Source organism: Variovorax sp. E3 (genome assembly GCF_016082275.1).
Taxonomy (GTDB): Bacteria; Pseudomonadota; Gammaproteobacteria; order Burkholderiales; family Burkholderiaceae_C; genus Variovorax.
On sequence record NZ_MOWM01000004.1, the window covers coordinates 120,114 to 134,334 of the forward strand.

14 protein-coding genes and 3 pseudogenes are annotated in these 14,221 nt (G+C 70.2%); 6 read left to right on the forward strand and 11 right to left on the reverse strand.

All coding sequences use genetic code 11. The annotated features are described in order from the left end of the window. Positions 1-4: 4 nt before the first annotated feature. The 3 genes and pseudogenes from BMG07_RS02710 to BMG07_RS41375 form a co-directional block, all read right to left on the reverse strand. Positions 5-340 (reverse strand): nitroreductase family protein, encoded by a 336-nt coding sequence (locus BMG07_RS02710; RefSeq protein ID WP_374221221.1) that lies wholly within the window; start codon positions 338-340, stop codon positions 5-7. A gap of 118 nt (positions 341-458) precedes the next feature. After that, positions 459-590: pseudogene (locus BMG07_RS43915) on the reverse strand (nitroreductase family protein); the annotation flags it as partial. A gap of 50 nt (positions 591-640) precedes the next feature. Beyond that, a complete protein-coding gene (locus tag BMG07_RS41375; RefSeq protein WP_269758590.1) occupies positions 641-886 on the reverse strand; it encodes a LysR family transcriptional regulator in 246 nt (81 codons plus the stop codon). A 194-nt stretch (positions 887-1,080) separates the two neighbouring features. Here BMG07_RS41375 and BMG07_RS02720 point away from each other — a divergent pair, with 194 nt between their 5' ends. Together BMG07_RS02720 and BMG07_RS02725 are read left to right on the forward strand one after the other, a co-directional pair. Beyond that, positions 1,081-2,592, forward strand: coding sequence for a DUF2325 domain-containing protein (locus BMG07_RS02720; RefSeq protein WP_269758576.1), 1,512 nt, complete (start codon positions 1,081-1,083; stop codon positions 2,590-2,592). After that, on the forward strand, positions 2,531-2,824 hold the full coding sequence (locus BMG07_RS02725; protein WP_198083101.1) for a hypothetical protein: 294 nt from the start codon (positions 2,531-2,533) through the stop codon (positions 2,822-2,824). Before BMG07_RS02720 ends, BMG07_RS02725 begins: the two co-directional genes overlap by 62 nt. A gap of 15 nt (positions 2,825-2,839) precedes the next feature. Here the strand turns inward: BMG07_RS02725 and BMG07_RS02730 are convergent. Then, a pseudogene (locus BMG07_RS02730) lies at positions 2,840-4,278 on the reverse strand (aldehyde dehydrogenase family protein). A gap of 203 nt (positions 4,279-4,481) precedes the next feature. Here BMG07_RS02730 and BMG07_RS02735 point away from each other — a divergent pair. Further along, positions 4,482-4,856 carry a FlxA-like family protein gene (locus BMG07_RS02735; RefSeq protein WP_198083108.1) on the forward strand — a complete coding sequence of 125 codons (375 nt, stop codon included), beginning with the start codon at positions 4,482-4,484 and terminating at the stop codon, positions 4,854-4,856. 41 nt (positions 4,857-4,897) lie between these two features. On the opposite strand, the gene BMG07_RS02740 is transcribed toward BMG07_RS02735, so the two are convergent. Beyond that, positions 4,898-5,443 (reverse strand): MarR family winged helix-turn-helix transcriptional regulator, encoded by a 546-nt coding sequence (locus tag BMG07_RS02740; protein ID WP_198083117.1) that lies wholly within the window; start codon positions 5,441-5,443, stop codon positions 4,898-4,900. A gap of 142 nt (positions 5,444-5,585) precedes the next feature. Between BMG07_RS02740 and BMG07_RS02745 the strand changes: the two genes are divergently transcribed. After that, positions 5,586-6,566 (forward strand): tripartite tricarboxylate transporter substrate-binding protein, encoded by a 981-nt coding sequence (locus BMG07_RS02745; protein ID WP_198083119.1) that lies wholly within the window; start codon positions 5,586-5,588, stop codon positions 6,564-6,566. A gap of 37 nt (positions 6,567-6,603) precedes the next feature. Beyond that, positions 6,604-7,131 (forward strand): DUF2867 domain-containing protein, encoded by a 528-nt coding sequence (locus BMG07_RS02750; protein ID WP_198083121.1) that lies wholly within the window; start codon positions 6,604-6,606, stop codon positions 7,129-7,131. 18 nt (positions 7,132-7,149) lie between these two features. Here BMG07_RS02750 and tam read toward each other — a convergent pair whose 3' ends face one another. Continuing rightward, positions 7,150-7,914 (reverse strand): trans-aconitate 2-methyltransferase, encoded by a 765-nt coding sequence (gene tam, locus BMG07_RS02755; protein WP_198083123.1) that lies wholly within the window; start codon positions 7,912-7,914, stop codon positions 7,150-7,152. 95 nt (positions 7,915-8,009) lie between these two features. On the opposite strand from tam, the gene BMG07_RS02760 reads away from it, so the two are divergent. Continuing rightward, positions 8,010-8,915 carry a LysR family transcriptional regulator gene (locus BMG07_RS02760; protein WP_198083125.1) on the forward strand — a complete coding sequence of 302 codons (906 nt, stop codon included), beginning with the start codon at positions 8,010-8,012 and terminating at the stop codon, positions 8,913-8,915. Positions 8,916-8,922: 7 nt separating this feature from the next. On the opposite strand, the gene BMG07_RS02765 is transcribed toward BMG07_RS02760, so the two are convergent. From BMG07_RS02765 to BMG07_RS02785, 5 genes and pseudogenes are all read right to left on the reverse strand, one after another. Continuing rightward, positions 8,923-10,350: an amidase gene (locus BMG07_RS02765; RefSeq protein ID WP_198083127.1), complete on the reverse strand. Its 1,428-nt coding sequence runs from the start codon at positions 10,348-10,350 to the stop codon at positions 8,923-8,925. A gap of 28 nt (positions 10,351-10,378) precedes the next feature. After that, the gene (locus tag BMG07_RS02770) at positions 10,379-11,368 is read right to left on the reverse strand and encodes a tripartite tricarboxylate transporter substrate binding protein (RefSeq protein WP_198083129.1); all 990 of its coding nucleotides are present in this window, start codon (positions 11,366-11,368) and stop codon (positions 10,379-10,381) included. A 41-nt stretch (positions 11,369-11,409) separates the two neighbouring features. Beyond that, positions 11,410-12,786 carry an amidase gene (locus BMG07_RS02775; RefSeq protein WP_198083131.1) on the reverse strand — a complete coding sequence of 459 codons (1,377 nt, stop codon included), beginning with the start codon at positions 12,784-12,786 and terminating at the stop codon, positions 11,410-11,412. 31 nt (positions 12,787-12,817) lie between these two features. Next, entirely contained in the window at positions 12,818-13,573 is a 756-nt protein-coding gene (locus BMG07_RS02780; protein ID WP_198083133.1) for an SDR family NAD(P)-dependent oxidoreductase, read from the reverse strand. Between the two features lie 14 nt (positions 13,574-13,587). After that, positions 13,588-14,171 (reverse strand): annotated as a pseudogene (locus BMG07_RS02785) (SDR family NAD(P)-dependent oxidoreductase). Positions 14,172-14,221 lie beyond the last annotated feature (50 nt).

A 14,221-nucleotide genomic window follows, 5' to 3' on the forward strand; every position in this document is an offset into this window, starting at 1 on the left:
CGGATCACTTGATCGCCGATTCGGCGGGGTGCGCGGTGCCGGCGGCGGCCTTGTGCTCCGCCGGCGGAGTCCAGCAGGTCCAGACTTCGCCGGGCAGGGTGTGCTTCTTCGACGGCGGCATCTCGCTGACCGTGCCCAGGCTGATGAACCCAGCGAGGAACTCTTCGGGCCGGATGCCCAGCTGCGTCGTCAGCTCCGGGTCGAAGCAGCGCTCGCCGCTCAGGATGATCGCGCCGAAGCCCAGCTGATGCACCGCGTTCAGCAGGTTGCCCAGCGCGGCACCGGCCGCCAGCCACTGCTCCCGGGCCGGCACCTTGCTGCGCGCACGCGGCGTGACCACGAAGGCCAGCAGCGCGGGCGCGCGTGGCGTGTTCGCGGGCCAGGCGGCGGTCGGTGGCGGAGGCCAATGGGTCGCGGCGCAGCTTCTCCTGTTCGAACCTGTCGGCCAGCGCGGCGCGCTGCTCCGCGCGGAACTCGATCACGCGCCAGGGGTGCAGGCCGCCGTGGTCGGGCGCGCGCAATGCGGCCTGCAGGATCATGTCGATGTCTTCCGACCCCGGCCCCGGCGCGCGCAGCCGCTTGGGCGACACGGAGCGCCGCTCCAGCAGCGTGGCAATGGACGCTTCGTTCCTGCCGGCCTTCAGGTTCTGGCGCAGGGTCGTGCATTCGGTCGAAACGCGCGCGCCCAGGCCAGCACTTTTTCGCCCTGGGGCGTGAAGCCGTCGAAGCGCAGGCCCGGTTGCAGGATGGGATGCCCGTACTGCCTTTCCAGGCCGCGAATGGCTTCCACAAGTTCGAAGACGGAGACATCGCAGGCGCGCGCCGCGCGTGCGAAGTCCTGCGCCTGGCCCAGGGCCTCCAGGCATTGGAATTGGTTGATCACCATCTCGTGCACATCCGATCAGAGACTGTGTTGCGCAATGGCCGTGACCGGTACGCACGGCGGCAACTTCGCTATATTCTATGAAATACGACGTTCCGTACCGCGCCGCGGCCTTTTGCCCAGGTCACCGCGCCCACTTCGCCATGCTCAACCCGCCATTCAAACGCCTCGTGTCGGGCCAGACCGCTGGTCCGGAAATGAATCGCCCGGTTTTTCGCGCCGTTGTCGCGTGCTGCGAGCCGGCGGAAGAACCGATGGACAGCGCGCAGGGCGCCGTGCCCGACGGCCGTGTCCGGCTCTTCGACCTGGACACGAACTTCTTCTGCTCGGTCATCGGCACTTGCCTGGCGACCTCCGAGCTGCGCAAGCTGATGGCCCGGCACGGCGCCGCGCCCGATGCGAGCGACCTGGAGATCCACCACGACGCCGTGCAGCTCGCCGCGCACAACGCCGGCGTCGCCAGGAGCCTGCAGAAAGCGCTGGACCACCGGCATGCCCCGGTCATCCAGCGGGCCTCGAAGATCCACGCGGCGGCGGAACTGGCCGCGTTCTGGGAAGAGGCGCTGCGCCAAGGCGAGATCCCCGGCGCCTACTGGGCCGTGCTCATGCACCGCAAGGCCACGGCCGAGTTGCGGCAGCGGGTCTTCGGCGACGTGCACATGCTGTCGCATCTGGTGGGCGCGGCCAACCGGGCCGACATCCGGCGCCTTGTCGCGCTCGAGCGCGAGAACGCCGAGCTGCGCGAGCGGCTGGAGCGCCAGCAGCTTCGTTCGCACGAACTCACCGAGGAGCGCGACGGCGCGGCCGCCAAGCTGGCGCAGGCGCTGATTCACAGCGCCGCGAACGCCAGGGCCATGCCGCTTTCGCCCGACGAGCCCGACGAGCCTGAAATGGCCGCGCGCGCCAGGCAGGAAGAAAGCGAACGCGCCGCCTCGCTGATCGCCGTGCAGACCGGTCGGCGCGAGCGCGCCGAGCAGGCCGCGGTAGCAGCGGTGGCCGAGGCCGACCGGCTGGCGCAAGAGCTGGCGCACCTGCGCGAGCACGCCATCGCGCTGGGCCGCGAGCTCGCGGCGGCCGAGGCCCAGTTGAAGCGCAATGCCGGCGAGGCCGCGCCCAGCGCCTACCTCGACAGCCAGTTGCAGGGCCGGCGCATTCTCTATGTGGGCGGCCGGCCGAGTTCGATGCCCGCCATCCGCGACCTCGTGCTGCGGCACGGCGGCGAGTTCCAGCGCCACGGCGGCCGGCTCGAAGACCGCTCGGGACTGCTGGCGTCCGCGGTGTCGTGGGCCGACGTGGTGGTGTTTCCGGTCGACTGCATCGACCACGAATCGGTCGACAACCTCAAGCGCGTCTGCGTGCGCCAGCAGGTGCGCTACGTGCCCTTGCGCAGCGCCGGCATCGGCTGCTTCGCGGCCGCGTTTCCAGCCCGCCCGCCGACGAAGCGAATGCGTCGGCCCCGGCGGCGGGCGGCCCGATCTGCCGGCGCAACGGCTGAAAAAAGGACGCGCCATGCTGGAAATCATGGGCCTGGTGCCACGGCCCGACGCCTTCACCCGCGAGGCGCTCGAGCAGCTCGGCAGGCACGACCTCGGGCCCACGCAGGTGCTGTGCTTTTCGGGCCGGCCCGTGGCGCAGGTCGACAGTTATGTGGGCGCGCGGCTCGTCGATCTGCTCGATGCCTGCGGCCTGTCGGAGCGGCCGCGCTCTGAGCTCAAGCGCTGCGTCGTCGTGGCGCGCGGCAACGACGGCTACCAGGCCGTCTTCAGCTGGAACGAGCTCTACAACAGCAGCATCGGCCAGAAGGTGCTGGTGCTGTACGAGAAAAACGGCAAGGCGCTCGATGCGCACCTGGGCGCGATCTGCCTGATCTCGGCCAACGACGCGCGCCTGGGGCCGCGCCACCTGCGGGGCTTGTCGCAGGTGGCGGTGCGGATGCTCTGAGGCCGGCGCCCGCCCTCAGGCAGCGGCCTTCGGCGCGAAGCCCAGCACGGCCTTGACTTCGAGGAACTCGCCGAAGGCGTGGTCGCCCCATTCGCGCCCGTTGCCCGACTGCTTGAAGCCGCCGAAGGGCGCGCTCAGGTCCAGCGGCACGCTGTTGATGTTCACCTGCCCGGCGCGCAGCCGCGAGGCCACCTTGCGCGTGGCCTCCGGGTCGGTGCCCGAGACGTACGCGGCCAGGCCGTAGGGCGTGTCGTTGCCGATAGCCACGGCCTCGTCGACCGTGTCGTAGCCCAGGATCGCCAGCACGGGGCCGAAGATCTCTTCGCGCGCCACCGTCATCTGGTTGTTCACGTTGCCCAGCACCGTGGGCTTGACGTAGTAGCCGGTCTCCAGCCCCGCCGGCTTGCCCGGGCCGCCGGCCACCACGGTGGCGCCTTCCTCGATGCCCTTGTGGATCAGCGTCTGGATCTTGTCCCACTGCGCGGCCGAGACCACCGGGCCGAGCGCGGCGCCGCTGCTGACCGGGTCGCCCACGGTCGTGGCTTCGGCCGCCGCCTTCGCAATGGCCAGTGCTTCGGCCATGCGCGCGTTGGGCACCAGCATGCGCGTGGGCGCGTTGCACGACTGGCCGGAGTTGCCCATCACGCCGCGCACGCCGGCCGTGACCGCGTGCGCGAAGTCGGCGTCTTCCAGGATGATGTTGGGCGACTTGCCGCCCAGCTCCTGGTGCACCCGCTTCACCGTGGGCGCCGCGTTGCGCGCCACCTCGATGCCCGCGCGCGTGGAGCCGGTGAACGACACCATGTCGACTTCGGGGTGGCTGGAGAGCGCCGCGCCCACCGTCGGCCCGTCGCCGTTGACGAGGTTGAACACCCCCGCCGGCACCTGGGCCGCGTCCATGATCTCGGTCCAGACCACCGCCGAGAAGGGCGCGATCTCCGAGGGCTTGAGCACCATGGTGCAGCCCACGGCCAGCGCCGGCGCCACCTTGCAGGAGATCTGGTTGACCGGCCAGTTCCACGGCGTGATGAAGGCGCACACGCCGATCGGCTCCTTGACCAGCAGCGTGCTGCCGCGCGCTTCGCTGAACCTGTAGTTCTTGAGCACTTCGAGCGCCGTCTGCAGGTGGGCCAGGCCCATGGCGGCCTGCGCGTCGCGGGCCAGCGCGGCCGGCGCGCCCATTTCCTCGGTGATGGCGGCGGCCATGTCGGCATAGCGCTTCTTGTACTCGGCCAGCACGCGTTCGAGCAGCGCGATGCGCTCCTGCACGCTGGTCTGCGAGTAGCTGGCGAAGGCTGTGCGCGCGGCCTTCACCGCGCGGTCGACATCGGCGGCCGTGCCCATCGAGATGCGGCCGGCCGACTTCTCGGTGGCCGGATTGATCACGTCGATGCTTCGGGGCTGGGCCGGTCGACCCATTGGCCGTCGATGTAGAACTTCAGCTGGTCGCGCATGTCTGTCGTCTCCTGTTCGGGGCGAGGGTTCGCCGGGGTTGCGTTGTGCTTCAAAGAATACATCGCACATTCCGGATATGGGGCGAACGGCGCGGGTGTTCCATTTCGGGACAACGCGTTCAAACAGGGCCGCATTCGCACCCTTCATTTTTCGGCCGCGCTGCCGATAGTCTTCTATCGATACAACAAGACAGAGGATCAGCATGACCACAGTCATCAGCGCCACGGGCGCCGCGGCAGGCGGCAGCAGCAGCGACGGCGGGAGCGCGATCGCGAAGATCCAGCGCCAGATCACCGCGACCCAGAAGCAGATCAACGACACGCAGGGCCTGTTGGTCAGCGCGCCCGACGCGGACACGCGCAAGCTGCTCCAGCAGCAATTGCAGGCGCTGGCGGCGCAGCTCGTCATGCTGCAACAGCAGATGAGCGTGGCGAACGCGGCCGAGATCCAGAAGAGCGCCGCGGCGTCGATCGAGAAGGCGGCTTCCGCGACGAAAACGAGCCGGGCCAAGTCGGGCGGCCTGCGCACCAACGCGAACGGCGTGCCGATCGGCGGTGTGATCGACGTCGAGGCCTGAGCCGCCACCGCGCCGGCGCGGCCTACGCCGCCTACGCCGCGCTAGCCTTCGCGCTCCGGCCAGCGGTGCCGCGTGCCGCCTGAGCGGCGGTCGGCTTTTTCCATCACCACGCCCTGCGCGCTCAGTTCGTTGCCGCGCTGCTCCAGGTGCTGCAGGCACTGCAGAAAAATCTCCAGGTGCGCGGGTGCGATGCCTTCGAGCAGTTCGACGTTGAGCCCCGCGATGCGCGGGAACAGCTTGCCGAACAGCTGCTCGCCCGACGCGCTCAGGCGCACGTGCACTTCGCGCCGGTCTTCGGAATCCTGGCGGCGCGTCACCAGTTTCTTGTCGACCAGGCTGCGCAGCCCGCGCGAGGTGCGCACGCGGTCCAGGTGCAGGTGCTCGGCCAGCGCCGACGAGGTCATTTCGCCCGATTGCGCGAGCGTGGCGATCATTCCCCACTCGCGCCGCGTGATGCCGAAACCGCCCTCGACCATGCGCGTGGCCATGCCGCTGCTGGTGCGCATCGCGCGCGACAACCGGTACAGCAACAGGTCGTCGAGAGAGCGGGGCGCGCGCAGTGCGCCGGCGTCGGGAAAGGCTTGCATACGGATGGATTAACGCCGGCGGACGGTGTGGTTCGCCGGCCTCGGAAAGCGGGTGATGGATTAGATCAACTGTTTGTTGCCTGCGTATAAACCGCTTACAAATTTGCACAGGCACCGGGCCGCAGCGGCTCGCAGGAACCCGATGGTCGCATTCTTTTCCCGGCGCAAGCTCATGACGTGGAGCCTCGCGCTCGCCGCCTGCGCTCCCGTTGCTCACGCCCAACCGCAGCAGAGCCTGGACGGCCCGCTCACGCTGGTGGTCGGCTACGCGGCGGGCGGCACCACCGACCGCATCGCGCGGCTGCTCGCCGAACGGCTGGGCCCCAAGCTCGGCGTGGCGGTGACGGTCGAGAACAAGCCCGGCGAAGGCGGACGGCTGGCGGCCAAGGAGGTCAAGCGCACGCCGGCCGGACAGAACGTGCTGATGCTCGGCAACCCCGCCGTGATGGTGGTCGCGCCGCTGGTCATCAAGGATGCGGGCTATGACCCCGACAAGGACTTCGTGCCCGTGTCGCAGGTCAGCAGCTACGACTTCGCGCTGGCCGTGGGCAACAAGCTGCAGCTCGACCGCGCGATGTTCCTGGTGGGCCGGCTCTGGGCGCATCCGGAAGAGGCCGTGTTCGGCGTGCCCGCGACCGGCAGCCTGCCTCACTTCTTCGGCCTGATGGTGGGCGACGCGCTGAGCGTGCAGCCGCAGATCAAGGGCTACGGCGGTTCGGCGCCGCTGTCGGCCGACCTGATCGGCGGCACGCTGCCGATCGCCATCGACACGCTGGACTCGCTCTACGCGCAGCACCTGGCCGGCAAGGTCCGCATCCTGGCGGTGTCGGGCAAGAAGCGCGCGAGCTTCGCGCCCACCATTCCGACCTTCCGCGAGGCCGGCATGAAGATCGACGCCGACGGCTGGAACACCTTCTTCGCACCGAGCACCATGCCGGCCGCCAAGGTGCAACTGCTGGCCAACGCGATCCGCGACACCATGCGCGACCCGGGGCTGCAGAAGGCGGCCGAGGCGGCCTACATCACGCCGGTCGTCAGCAGCACGGCCGAGACGGTGCAGATGCTCAAGGCCTATCGCCAGCAGTGGGAGCCGGTGGTGCGGCGCTCGGGGTTCGCGCCCTGAGGCCTCCCTGGCCCCAGGTGCGTCGCACAATGGGGCCATGAACACACACAGCGTCCGGGCCGTTGCGTTGCCGGCGGAAAGCACGATTGCCCACCTGTTCGGCGATGCCCACCTTGCGGATGCGTTCGCGGTGACGCTGCCGGCCGGCGCGCCGCAGGACGTGGAGGCGCTGGCCCGGGCCGTGTTCAGCGACCCGGCGCCGTGGTTTCGCGCGCTGCTGGCTTGCCGGGACGCCATCGTGCGGCCCTTCGGCGTGAAGACCTCGGGGCAACTACGGCGCGAGCTGGGCACCGATGTGTCGACGCACATCGACTTTCTCCCCATCGTGGACCGCCTGCCCGACGAACTGATCGTCGGCGACGACGATAAGCACCTGGACTTCAGGGCCTCGGTGCTGCTGCGCCGCGCGGCGAACGGCGAGCCGCGCGAGCTGGTCGCGACCACCGCCGTGCATTGCCACAACGCATTCGGCCGCCTCTACCTGTTCGTGATCTCGCCGTTTCACCGACTCGTGGTGCGTTCGAACCTGGCCCGGGCCGCGGCCAAGGGCTGGCGCGGCGGCTGAGGCCGACGCTGCTGTTGTTCAGCGCGTGGCAACGATGAACAGCCGGGGGAACGGCAGCAGCACGCTGCCGTCCTTCAGCGCGGGATAGGCCTTGGCGATGGCGGCGAGGTAGCTCGCCAGAAAGCCCGCCTGCTGTTCGGCATCGAGCAGCGCAAGGTACGGCCGAAGCGCGGAGCCCTTGAACCACTCGACCACCGCAGGCGCGCCGCCCGCCAGCGGGTGGTAGTAGGTGGTGCGCCACACGTCGACGCGGCTGCAGTGCGGACGCAGCATCTCGTAGTAGTCCATGGCGCCGTGCCGCGCCGGGTGGCGCACGTCGCCGATGCGCTCGGCCCAGCGCGGGTCCTTGGCGGTCTCGCGTGCGAGGCGGTGCGCGGGCTCCTCGAGGTTGTCGGGCGTCTGGACCGCGAGGCTGCCGCCGGGCGCCAATTGCCGTGCCAGCCGGGGGTAGAGCGTCGCGTGATCGGGTAGCCATTGCAACGATGCGTTCGCGAGGATCACGTCGACCGGCTGCGCGGGCTGCCAGGTGGCGATGTCAGCCACGTCGAAGTTCACGCCGGGCATGCGCTGGCGCGCCGCCGCGATCATGTCGTCGGAGCTGTCCATGCCGCTCACCAGCGCACCCGGAAAGCGCTGCGCCAGCACTTCGGTGGAGTTGCCGGGGCCGCAGCCCAGGTCGACGGCGGTGCGCACTTCGCGTGCAGGCAGTGCCGCCACGAGGTCGCGCACGGGGCGGGTGCGTTCTTCCTCGAACGCTGAATATTGCTTGGCTGACCAGGTCATCGCGGGGGTCCTTCATTGCTGTTCTGGCGCGAAGTTTGCTGAGCAAGGCCCTCTCCGTAAAATGAATTTATTCTGGCCATTGATTCACAAAACTGATGAAGATCGACATCCTCGGCATTCAGGCGTTCGTGGCCATTGCCGACGAAGGCAGCTTCCAGGCGGCGGCCGGCGCACTCAACGTCACGCAGACGGCCATCACGCAGCGGCTGCGCAAGCTCGAAGAGTTCCTGGGCGTGGCGCTGGTCGAGCGCACCACGCGCACGGTGGCGCTCACCACCATCGGCCGCGACTTCGTGCCGCGCGCGCGGCGGCTGCTGGTGGAACTGGCCGATTCGCTGCTCGAGATCCGCGAGACCGGCAAGGCCGAGCGCGGCGACGTGTCGATGGCCTGCGTGCCCACGGCGGGCGTGCAGTTCCTGCCGCGCATCATGCAGGCCTACTCGGCGAAGCACCCGCACAACCGCATCAAGATCCTCGATCACTCGTCGTCGGCCGTGGCGCACGCGGTGCTGCACCGCGAGGTGGAGTTCGGCATCGGCATGGCCGGCGCGCACCCGCCCGAGCTGCAGAGCGTGCCGCTGATCGAAGACGAGTACGTGCTGATCTGCCACGAGGCGCATCCGCTCGCGCACCGCAAGCGCATCGCATGGCGGCAACTGGCACCGCATCCGCTGATCTTCGCGGGCCACGCGAGCGAGAACCGGCCGCTGCTCGACCTCGCCCTGGGCGCGACCACCGCGAGCCTGCAGGCCTTTTATGAAGTGCAGCGCAGTTCGACGGCGGTGGGGCTGGTCGCCGAGCGCGTGGCGGCGGCCGTGGTGCCCCGGCTGGCGCTGCAGAAGGGCGCGTACCCGACGCTGCGTGTCGTCGAACTCACGGAGCCGAAGGTGTCGCGCACCCTGGTGCTCATGACGCGCAAGACCGCACGGCTGTCGCCGGCGGCGCAGGCGCTCTACGACCTGATCGCGGCGCAGGCCTCGCTCGGCCCGCGCCAGCGCTGACTGGTACTCAGAGCGGCGGCCGGTGTGCCGCGAAGTTCGTCGCCGCCTCGAACTGGCTCGCCGCCTGCAGCAGCGCGGCATCGCCCTGGAAGCGGCCCACCAGTTGCAGGCCCAGCGGCATCGCGTCGCTGCCGAAGCCGCTCGGCAGGCTGATCGCGGGGTGTCCGGTCATGTTGAACAGCATGGTCCACGGGTACCAGTGCGCGCGCACGTTGTCGAAGCGCTGGCCGTCGATGTCGATGCTGCCGAACAGGTCCTGCTCGAGCGGCAGCGCCGAACGCGTGAGCGTGGGCATGGCCAGCAGGTCGGCCTTCTCGAACAGGCCCTGCACGCGCTTGAACAGCGCCGAGCGCGCGAACATCGCCTCCTGGTACTCGACGCCGCTCACGCTGGCGGCCGACGCGATCTGCCGCTTGAAGGTGTCGCTGAAGCTGTCGGGGTGCTTCTCGACCAGCGGCGCAAAGCGCGCGCGCCACACGGTGTGGTTGATGGCGCGCCAGATCGGCTCGACGTCGAAGCCGCTGGCGTCGAAAGGCTCCAGCGTCGCGCCCAGCGACGCCAGCGTCTGCAGCGCGGCCGAGAAGCCCTCGGCCACATCGCGCGACACCGGCCGGCCCGACGGCGTGAGGCAATACAGCACGTGCTTGCCGCGCAAGTCGCCCTCGGGCACCGCTTCCTTGACGTAGTCGTGCGCGCGCAGGCCGATCGACCACGGGTCCACGGCCGAAGGCCCGGCCATCGCCTGCAGCATCAGCGCGGTGTCGGCCACCGTGCGCGTGGTCGGCGTCACGTAGGTCTGGTTGCCGAACAGGTCTTGCGCCTGGCTGTGCGGGATCACGCCGTTCGATTGCTTCAGGCCCACCACGCCGTTGCAGGCGGCCGGAATGCGCGTGGAGCCGCCGCCGTCGGTGGCAACGGCCAGCGGCGCGATGCCCGCTGCCGTGGCCGCGGCAGCGCCGCCGCTGGAGCCGCCGCTGGTGCGCGACAGGTTCCACGGGTTGCGCGTGTTGCCGAAGAGGGGCGAGTTGGTCATCGGGCCCGAGCCGAACTCGGGCGTGGTCGTCTTGCCGATGAGGATGGCGCCTTCGGCCCGCAGCCGCGCCACGCTCACCGCGTCTTCGGCGGGCACGTTGTCGCGGTACACGACCGCGCCGAAAGTGGTGGGCACGCCCTCGGTGTTGACGAGGTCCTTCACCGTGAACGGAATGCCGTGCAGCTTGCCGAGCGGGCGGCCCGCCGCGATGTCGGCCTCGGCGCGGCGGGCCTCGGCCATGGCGCGCTCGGCCGTGAGGGTGATGAAGCAGTTCAGCACCGGCTGCAGGCGCTCGGCGCGCGCAAGCACGGCGGTCATCAGCTCGACCGGGGAGAGCTTGCGGGACTGCAGCAGGCCCGCGAGTTCGGTCGCGGGCGTGAAGCACAGGGATTCGTCGGACATGGCGGTGCGGCTTTCTTCAATCATTCATTCATTCGTCGACCACGATGCCGGCCGCCTTGACGATCGGCGCCCAGTTGGCACGCTCGCGTTGCGCGCGCTGCGCCAGCTCGGCCCGGCCTTCCGAATGGGCCACGAGCCCGGCGGCTTCCAGGCTGCGCGCCAGTTCGGGCTTGGCCGCCGCCGCCAGGAAGCTGCGCTCCATGGCGGCCAACGTGGCGGGCGGTGTGCCGGCGGGCGCGTACACGGCGTACCAGCTCGTCGCGGGAACGAACTCGGCAAAGCCCTGCTCCCTGGCGGTCGGCACGTCGGGCAGGGCCGCGAGCCGCTTGTCGCCGCTCAGGCCCAGGAACTTGATCTTGCCGCCCTTGTAGAGCGGCAGCATGCTGGCGGCCGCGTCCCAGCCCATCGAGAGCTCGCCGCCGACCACGTCGATCAGCATCGGCGATGCGCCCCGGTACGCCACGGGCGTGAGCTCGAAGCCCTGCGCCTTGGCCAGCGCGAACGCACCCAGGTGCCCCGAGCTGCCGATGGTCGCCAGGCCCAGCGTGGCCTTCTTCGGATTCTTCTTCGCCCATTCCACGTACTGCTTCATGCTGCTGTAGGGCTGCGACGCGCCGGTGACGACGGCGGTCGGGATCTCCACCAGCAGCGCGACCGGCGTCAGGTCTTTCTCGGCGTCGTAGCCGGGCGTCTTGTAGGTCAGCGGCAAGATGGTGAGCAGCGGCGACGGCGCAAGGTACAGCGTGAGACCGTCGGGCTTCGACTTCTTCACCACGTCCCACGCAAGCCGCGCCGAGGCGCCGGGCTTGTTGTCGACCAGCACGCTGCCGAAGCCCGCGTCCTTGAGCTGTTCGGCATACAGGCGCGCGACCGTGTCGGCCGCGCCGCCGGCCGCGTAGCCCACGACGATCTTGAGGTTGCCGCCCGCCAGGCCCGGCGGCAGTTCGGCGTGCGCCGAGGGGAGCGCGGCCAGCGTGAATGCTGCGGCGGCGAAAAGAGAGCGGACGAACGGGCGCATGGAAAACCTCGGTGCTTCGAAATGAATGAATAAATGGACGCTCAGCCGAGCGCCTGCTCGACCAGCCGTGCGATGCCCAGCAGGTAGTCGTCGTCGTACCAGCGACCCGCGAGCTGCAGCCCGATGGGCAGGCCGATCGCGCTCTTGCCGCAGGGCATCGACAGCGCGGGATGGCCCGTGAGGTTCATCGGGTAGGTGTACGGATACCAGGCGCCGCGAATGGTGCCCGCGGGCCGGCCGCCGATCTCGACCTCGCCGCTCACGTCCATGTCGATGGGCAGCGGCGGCGCGGAGACGGTGGGCGACACCAGCACGTCGAAGCGGCCGAACAGCGCCTGCAGTTCGGTGAAGCAACGGGTCTTGGCGAAGGTGGCTTCGTGCAGGTCGACCGCGCTGTGGCGGCGGCCCTTGCGCACGGCATCGATCAGCGTGGCATCGAGCCGGTCGCCGAAGCGCTCGAGGTTCGCGCCCACGCGCGCCGCGAGCATCGACTGCAGCACCACCAGGAAGTGGCGCTCCAGCGCGACGAAGTTGAGCAGCACCGTCTCGACGACGGCGCCCTCGCGTTCCATCGCTTTCACCGCGGCGGTGGTCACGGCCTCGACCTCGGCATCGATCGGGTTGCCGGCCGTGGGCAGCCACGCCACGCGCAGGCCGCGCAGCGAGGTAGGCGCGGCGCGCTGCGGCATCGGCGCGCCCAGCCCGTAGGGGTCGCGTGCGTCGAAGCCCTTGAGGGTGTCGAACAGCAGCTGCGTGTCGGCCACGTCGCGGGCCATCGGGCCGGTGAACGAGTTGGCCGAGTACAGGTCGGGCGCCTGCAGGTTCGGCACCACGCCCAGCGTGGCCTTGAGGCCGACGATGCCGCAGCACGAAGCCGGAATGCGGATGGAGCCGCCGCCGTCGGTGCCCAGCGCCAGCGAGCCCAGGCCCGCCGCCACCGCCACGGCCGCGCCGCTGCTCGACGCGCCGGGCGTGTAGCGCGCGTCGATCGGGTTCAGCGTGCGGCCGAAGATCGGCGCGGTCGCCACCTGCTTGTGGCCGAACTCGGGCGTGGTGGTCTTGCCGATGAGGATGGCGCCCGCGGCCTTGGCGCGCGCCACCGCCACGGCGTCTTCCTTGGGCACGAAGTCTTCGTAAATGGCCGAGCCCATGGTGGTGCGCACGCCGGCCGTCAGCGTCAGGTCTTTCACCGAATAGGGCACGCCATGCAGGGGGCCGAGCGCGTCGCCGGCCATCACGGCGGCTTCGGCGCGGCGCGCGGCGTCGAGTGCCTGCTCGCCGGTCACGGTGATGAAGGCGTTGAGCTCTCGCCGCGCCTCGATGCGCGACAGCGCCGCCTGCACGGCCTCCACGGGCGAGGCCTCCTTGTTCCGGATCAGCGCGGCGAGGTCGCGCGCGCTGTGGTCCATCAGGTCCATGGTCGTGTCCTTGAAAGAAGGAAAGGAGGGGTCAGAGCATCCAGCGCCCGCCGTCGACCAGCAGCGTCTGGCCGGTGATGAAGCGCGCCTCGTCGCTCGCCAGGAAGCGCACGGTGGCGGCCACGTCTTCGGGCGCGCCGACAAAGCCGGCGGGCGTGTCGGCCACGATCTTTTCGAGCACCTCGGGGCGCAGCTTGTCGTGCGCGCGCGTGCGAATGGCGCCGGGGCACACCGCGTTCACCGTGACGCCGTGCGGTGCCAGCTCGCGCGCCAGCGAGCGCGTGAAGCCGACCACGCCCATCTTGGCGGCCGCGTAGTCGGCCAGGCCCACGTCGCCGGCAAAGGCCGCGTCGGTGCTCATGTTGACGATGCGGCCGAAGCCGCGCGCCTTCATGCCGGGCGCGACGCGGCGCGAAGCGCGCAGGGTGGTCAGCAAAGACACCTCGATGACGAAGCGCCACACGGCCTCGTCGGATTCGGTGAAGAGCCCGCCGCGTTCGCGCGCGCTCTGGCCCACGTTGTTGAACAGGATGTCGACCGGGCCGAGCTCGGCTTCGGCGCTGTCGAAGAAGGTGGCGACCACGCCGGCGTCGGTGCAGTCGCCCGCCACGCACAGGCAGCGCGCGGCGGCGTCGCGCGGCAGGGCGTCGAGCTGCCGGCGCAGCGGCGCGCAGTCGAGGTCGAGCACGGCCACGCGCGCGCCCTGTTCCAGAAAGTCGAGCACGGTGGCGGCGCCGATGCCCTGGCCGCCGCCGGTGACGACGGCAACGCGTTGGTCGAAGGCCATGGCTTGTCGCCCCTTCAATGAAAGGTGCGCCCGCCGTCGACGGCGAGCGCGGTGCCGGTGATATAGCTCGCGCCCGGGCCGCTCAGGTAGAGCACGGCCTCGGCCACTTCCTCGGGCGCGGCGACGCGGCCCAGGGCGTAGCGCTGGCGGATCTCGTCGAGCGTGCGTTCGGGGTCGTCGCTGTGCTCGTAGCTGGTGCGAAACAGAGGGGTGTCGATGGCGCCGGGGCACACCGCGTTCACGCGGACGCCGTCGGCTGCGGCCTCGATCGACAGCGCCTTGCCGAACATGATGACGGCCGCCTTGGTCGCGCAGTACGCCGTGCGGTTCGGCAGCGGGCGCAGGCCGGCGCCCGAGGAGATGTTCACGATGCTGCCGCCGCCGGCTGCGCGCAGGTGCGGCATTGCCGCGCGGCACAGCAGCATCGGGCCCGTGAGGTTGACGGCGAGCATGCGCGCCCATTCGCGTCGTCGGTCTGCTCCAGCGGCTTGAGCGAATCGATGCCGGCGGAGTTCACGAGCGCGTCGACGCCGCCGAGCCACCGTGCGGCGGTGTCGACGGCGGCCTGCACGGCTTGTGCGTCGGCCACGTCGCACACGAGCGGCAACGCGGCATCGCCGAGCGCGGCGCAGGCGGTCGCAAGGCCGG

Coding starts and splice junctions, on each gene's coding strand:
- BMG07_RS41375 (WP_269758590.1), bottom strand. CDS start 886: ATGGTGATCAACCAATTCCAATGCCTGGAGGCCCTGGGCCAGGCGCAG.
- BMG07_RS02720 (WP_269758576.1), top strand. CDS start 1,081: ATGAATCGCCCGGTTTTTCGCGCCGTTGTCGCGTGCTGCGAGCCGGCG.
- BMG07_RS02735 (WP_198083108.1), top strand. CDS start 4,482: ATGACCACAGTCATCAGCGCCACGGGCGCCGCGGCAGGCGGCAGCAGC.
- BMG07_RS02740 (WP_198083117.1), bottom strand. CDS start 5,443: ATGCAAGCCTTTCCCGACGCCGGCGCACTGCGCGCGCCCCGCTCTCTC.
- BMG07_RS02745 (WP_198083119.1), top strand. CDS start 5,586: ATGGTCGCATTCTTTTCCCGGCGCAAGCTCATGACGTGGAGCCTCGCG.
- BMG07_RS02750 (WP_198083121.1), top strand. CDS start 6,604: ATGAACACACACAGCGTCCGGGCCGTTGCGTTGCCGGCGGAAAGCACG.
- tam (WP_198083123.1), bottom strand. CDS start 7,914: ATGACCTGGTCAGCCAAGCAATATTCAGCGTTCGAGGAAGAACGCACC.
- BMG07_RS02760 (WP_198083125.1), top strand. CDS start 8,010: ATGAAGATCGACATCCTCGGCATTCAGGCGTTCGTGGCCATTGCCGAC.
- BMG07_RS02765 (WP_198083127.1), bottom strand. CDS start 10,350: ATGTCCGACGAATCCCTGTGCTTCACGCCCGCGACCGAACTCGCGGGC.
- BMG07_RS02770 (WP_198083129.1), bottom strand. CDS start 11,368: ATGCGCCCGTTCGTCCGCTCTCTTTTCGCCGCCGCAGCATTCACGCTG.
- BMG07_RS02775 (WP_198083131.1), bottom strand. CDS start 12,786: ATGGACCTGATGGACCACAGCGCGCGCGACCTCGCCGCGCTGATCCGG.
- BMG07_RS02780 (WP_198083133.1), bottom strand. CDS start 13,573: ATGGCCTTCGACCAACGCGTTGCCGTCGTCACCGGCGGCGGCCAGGGC.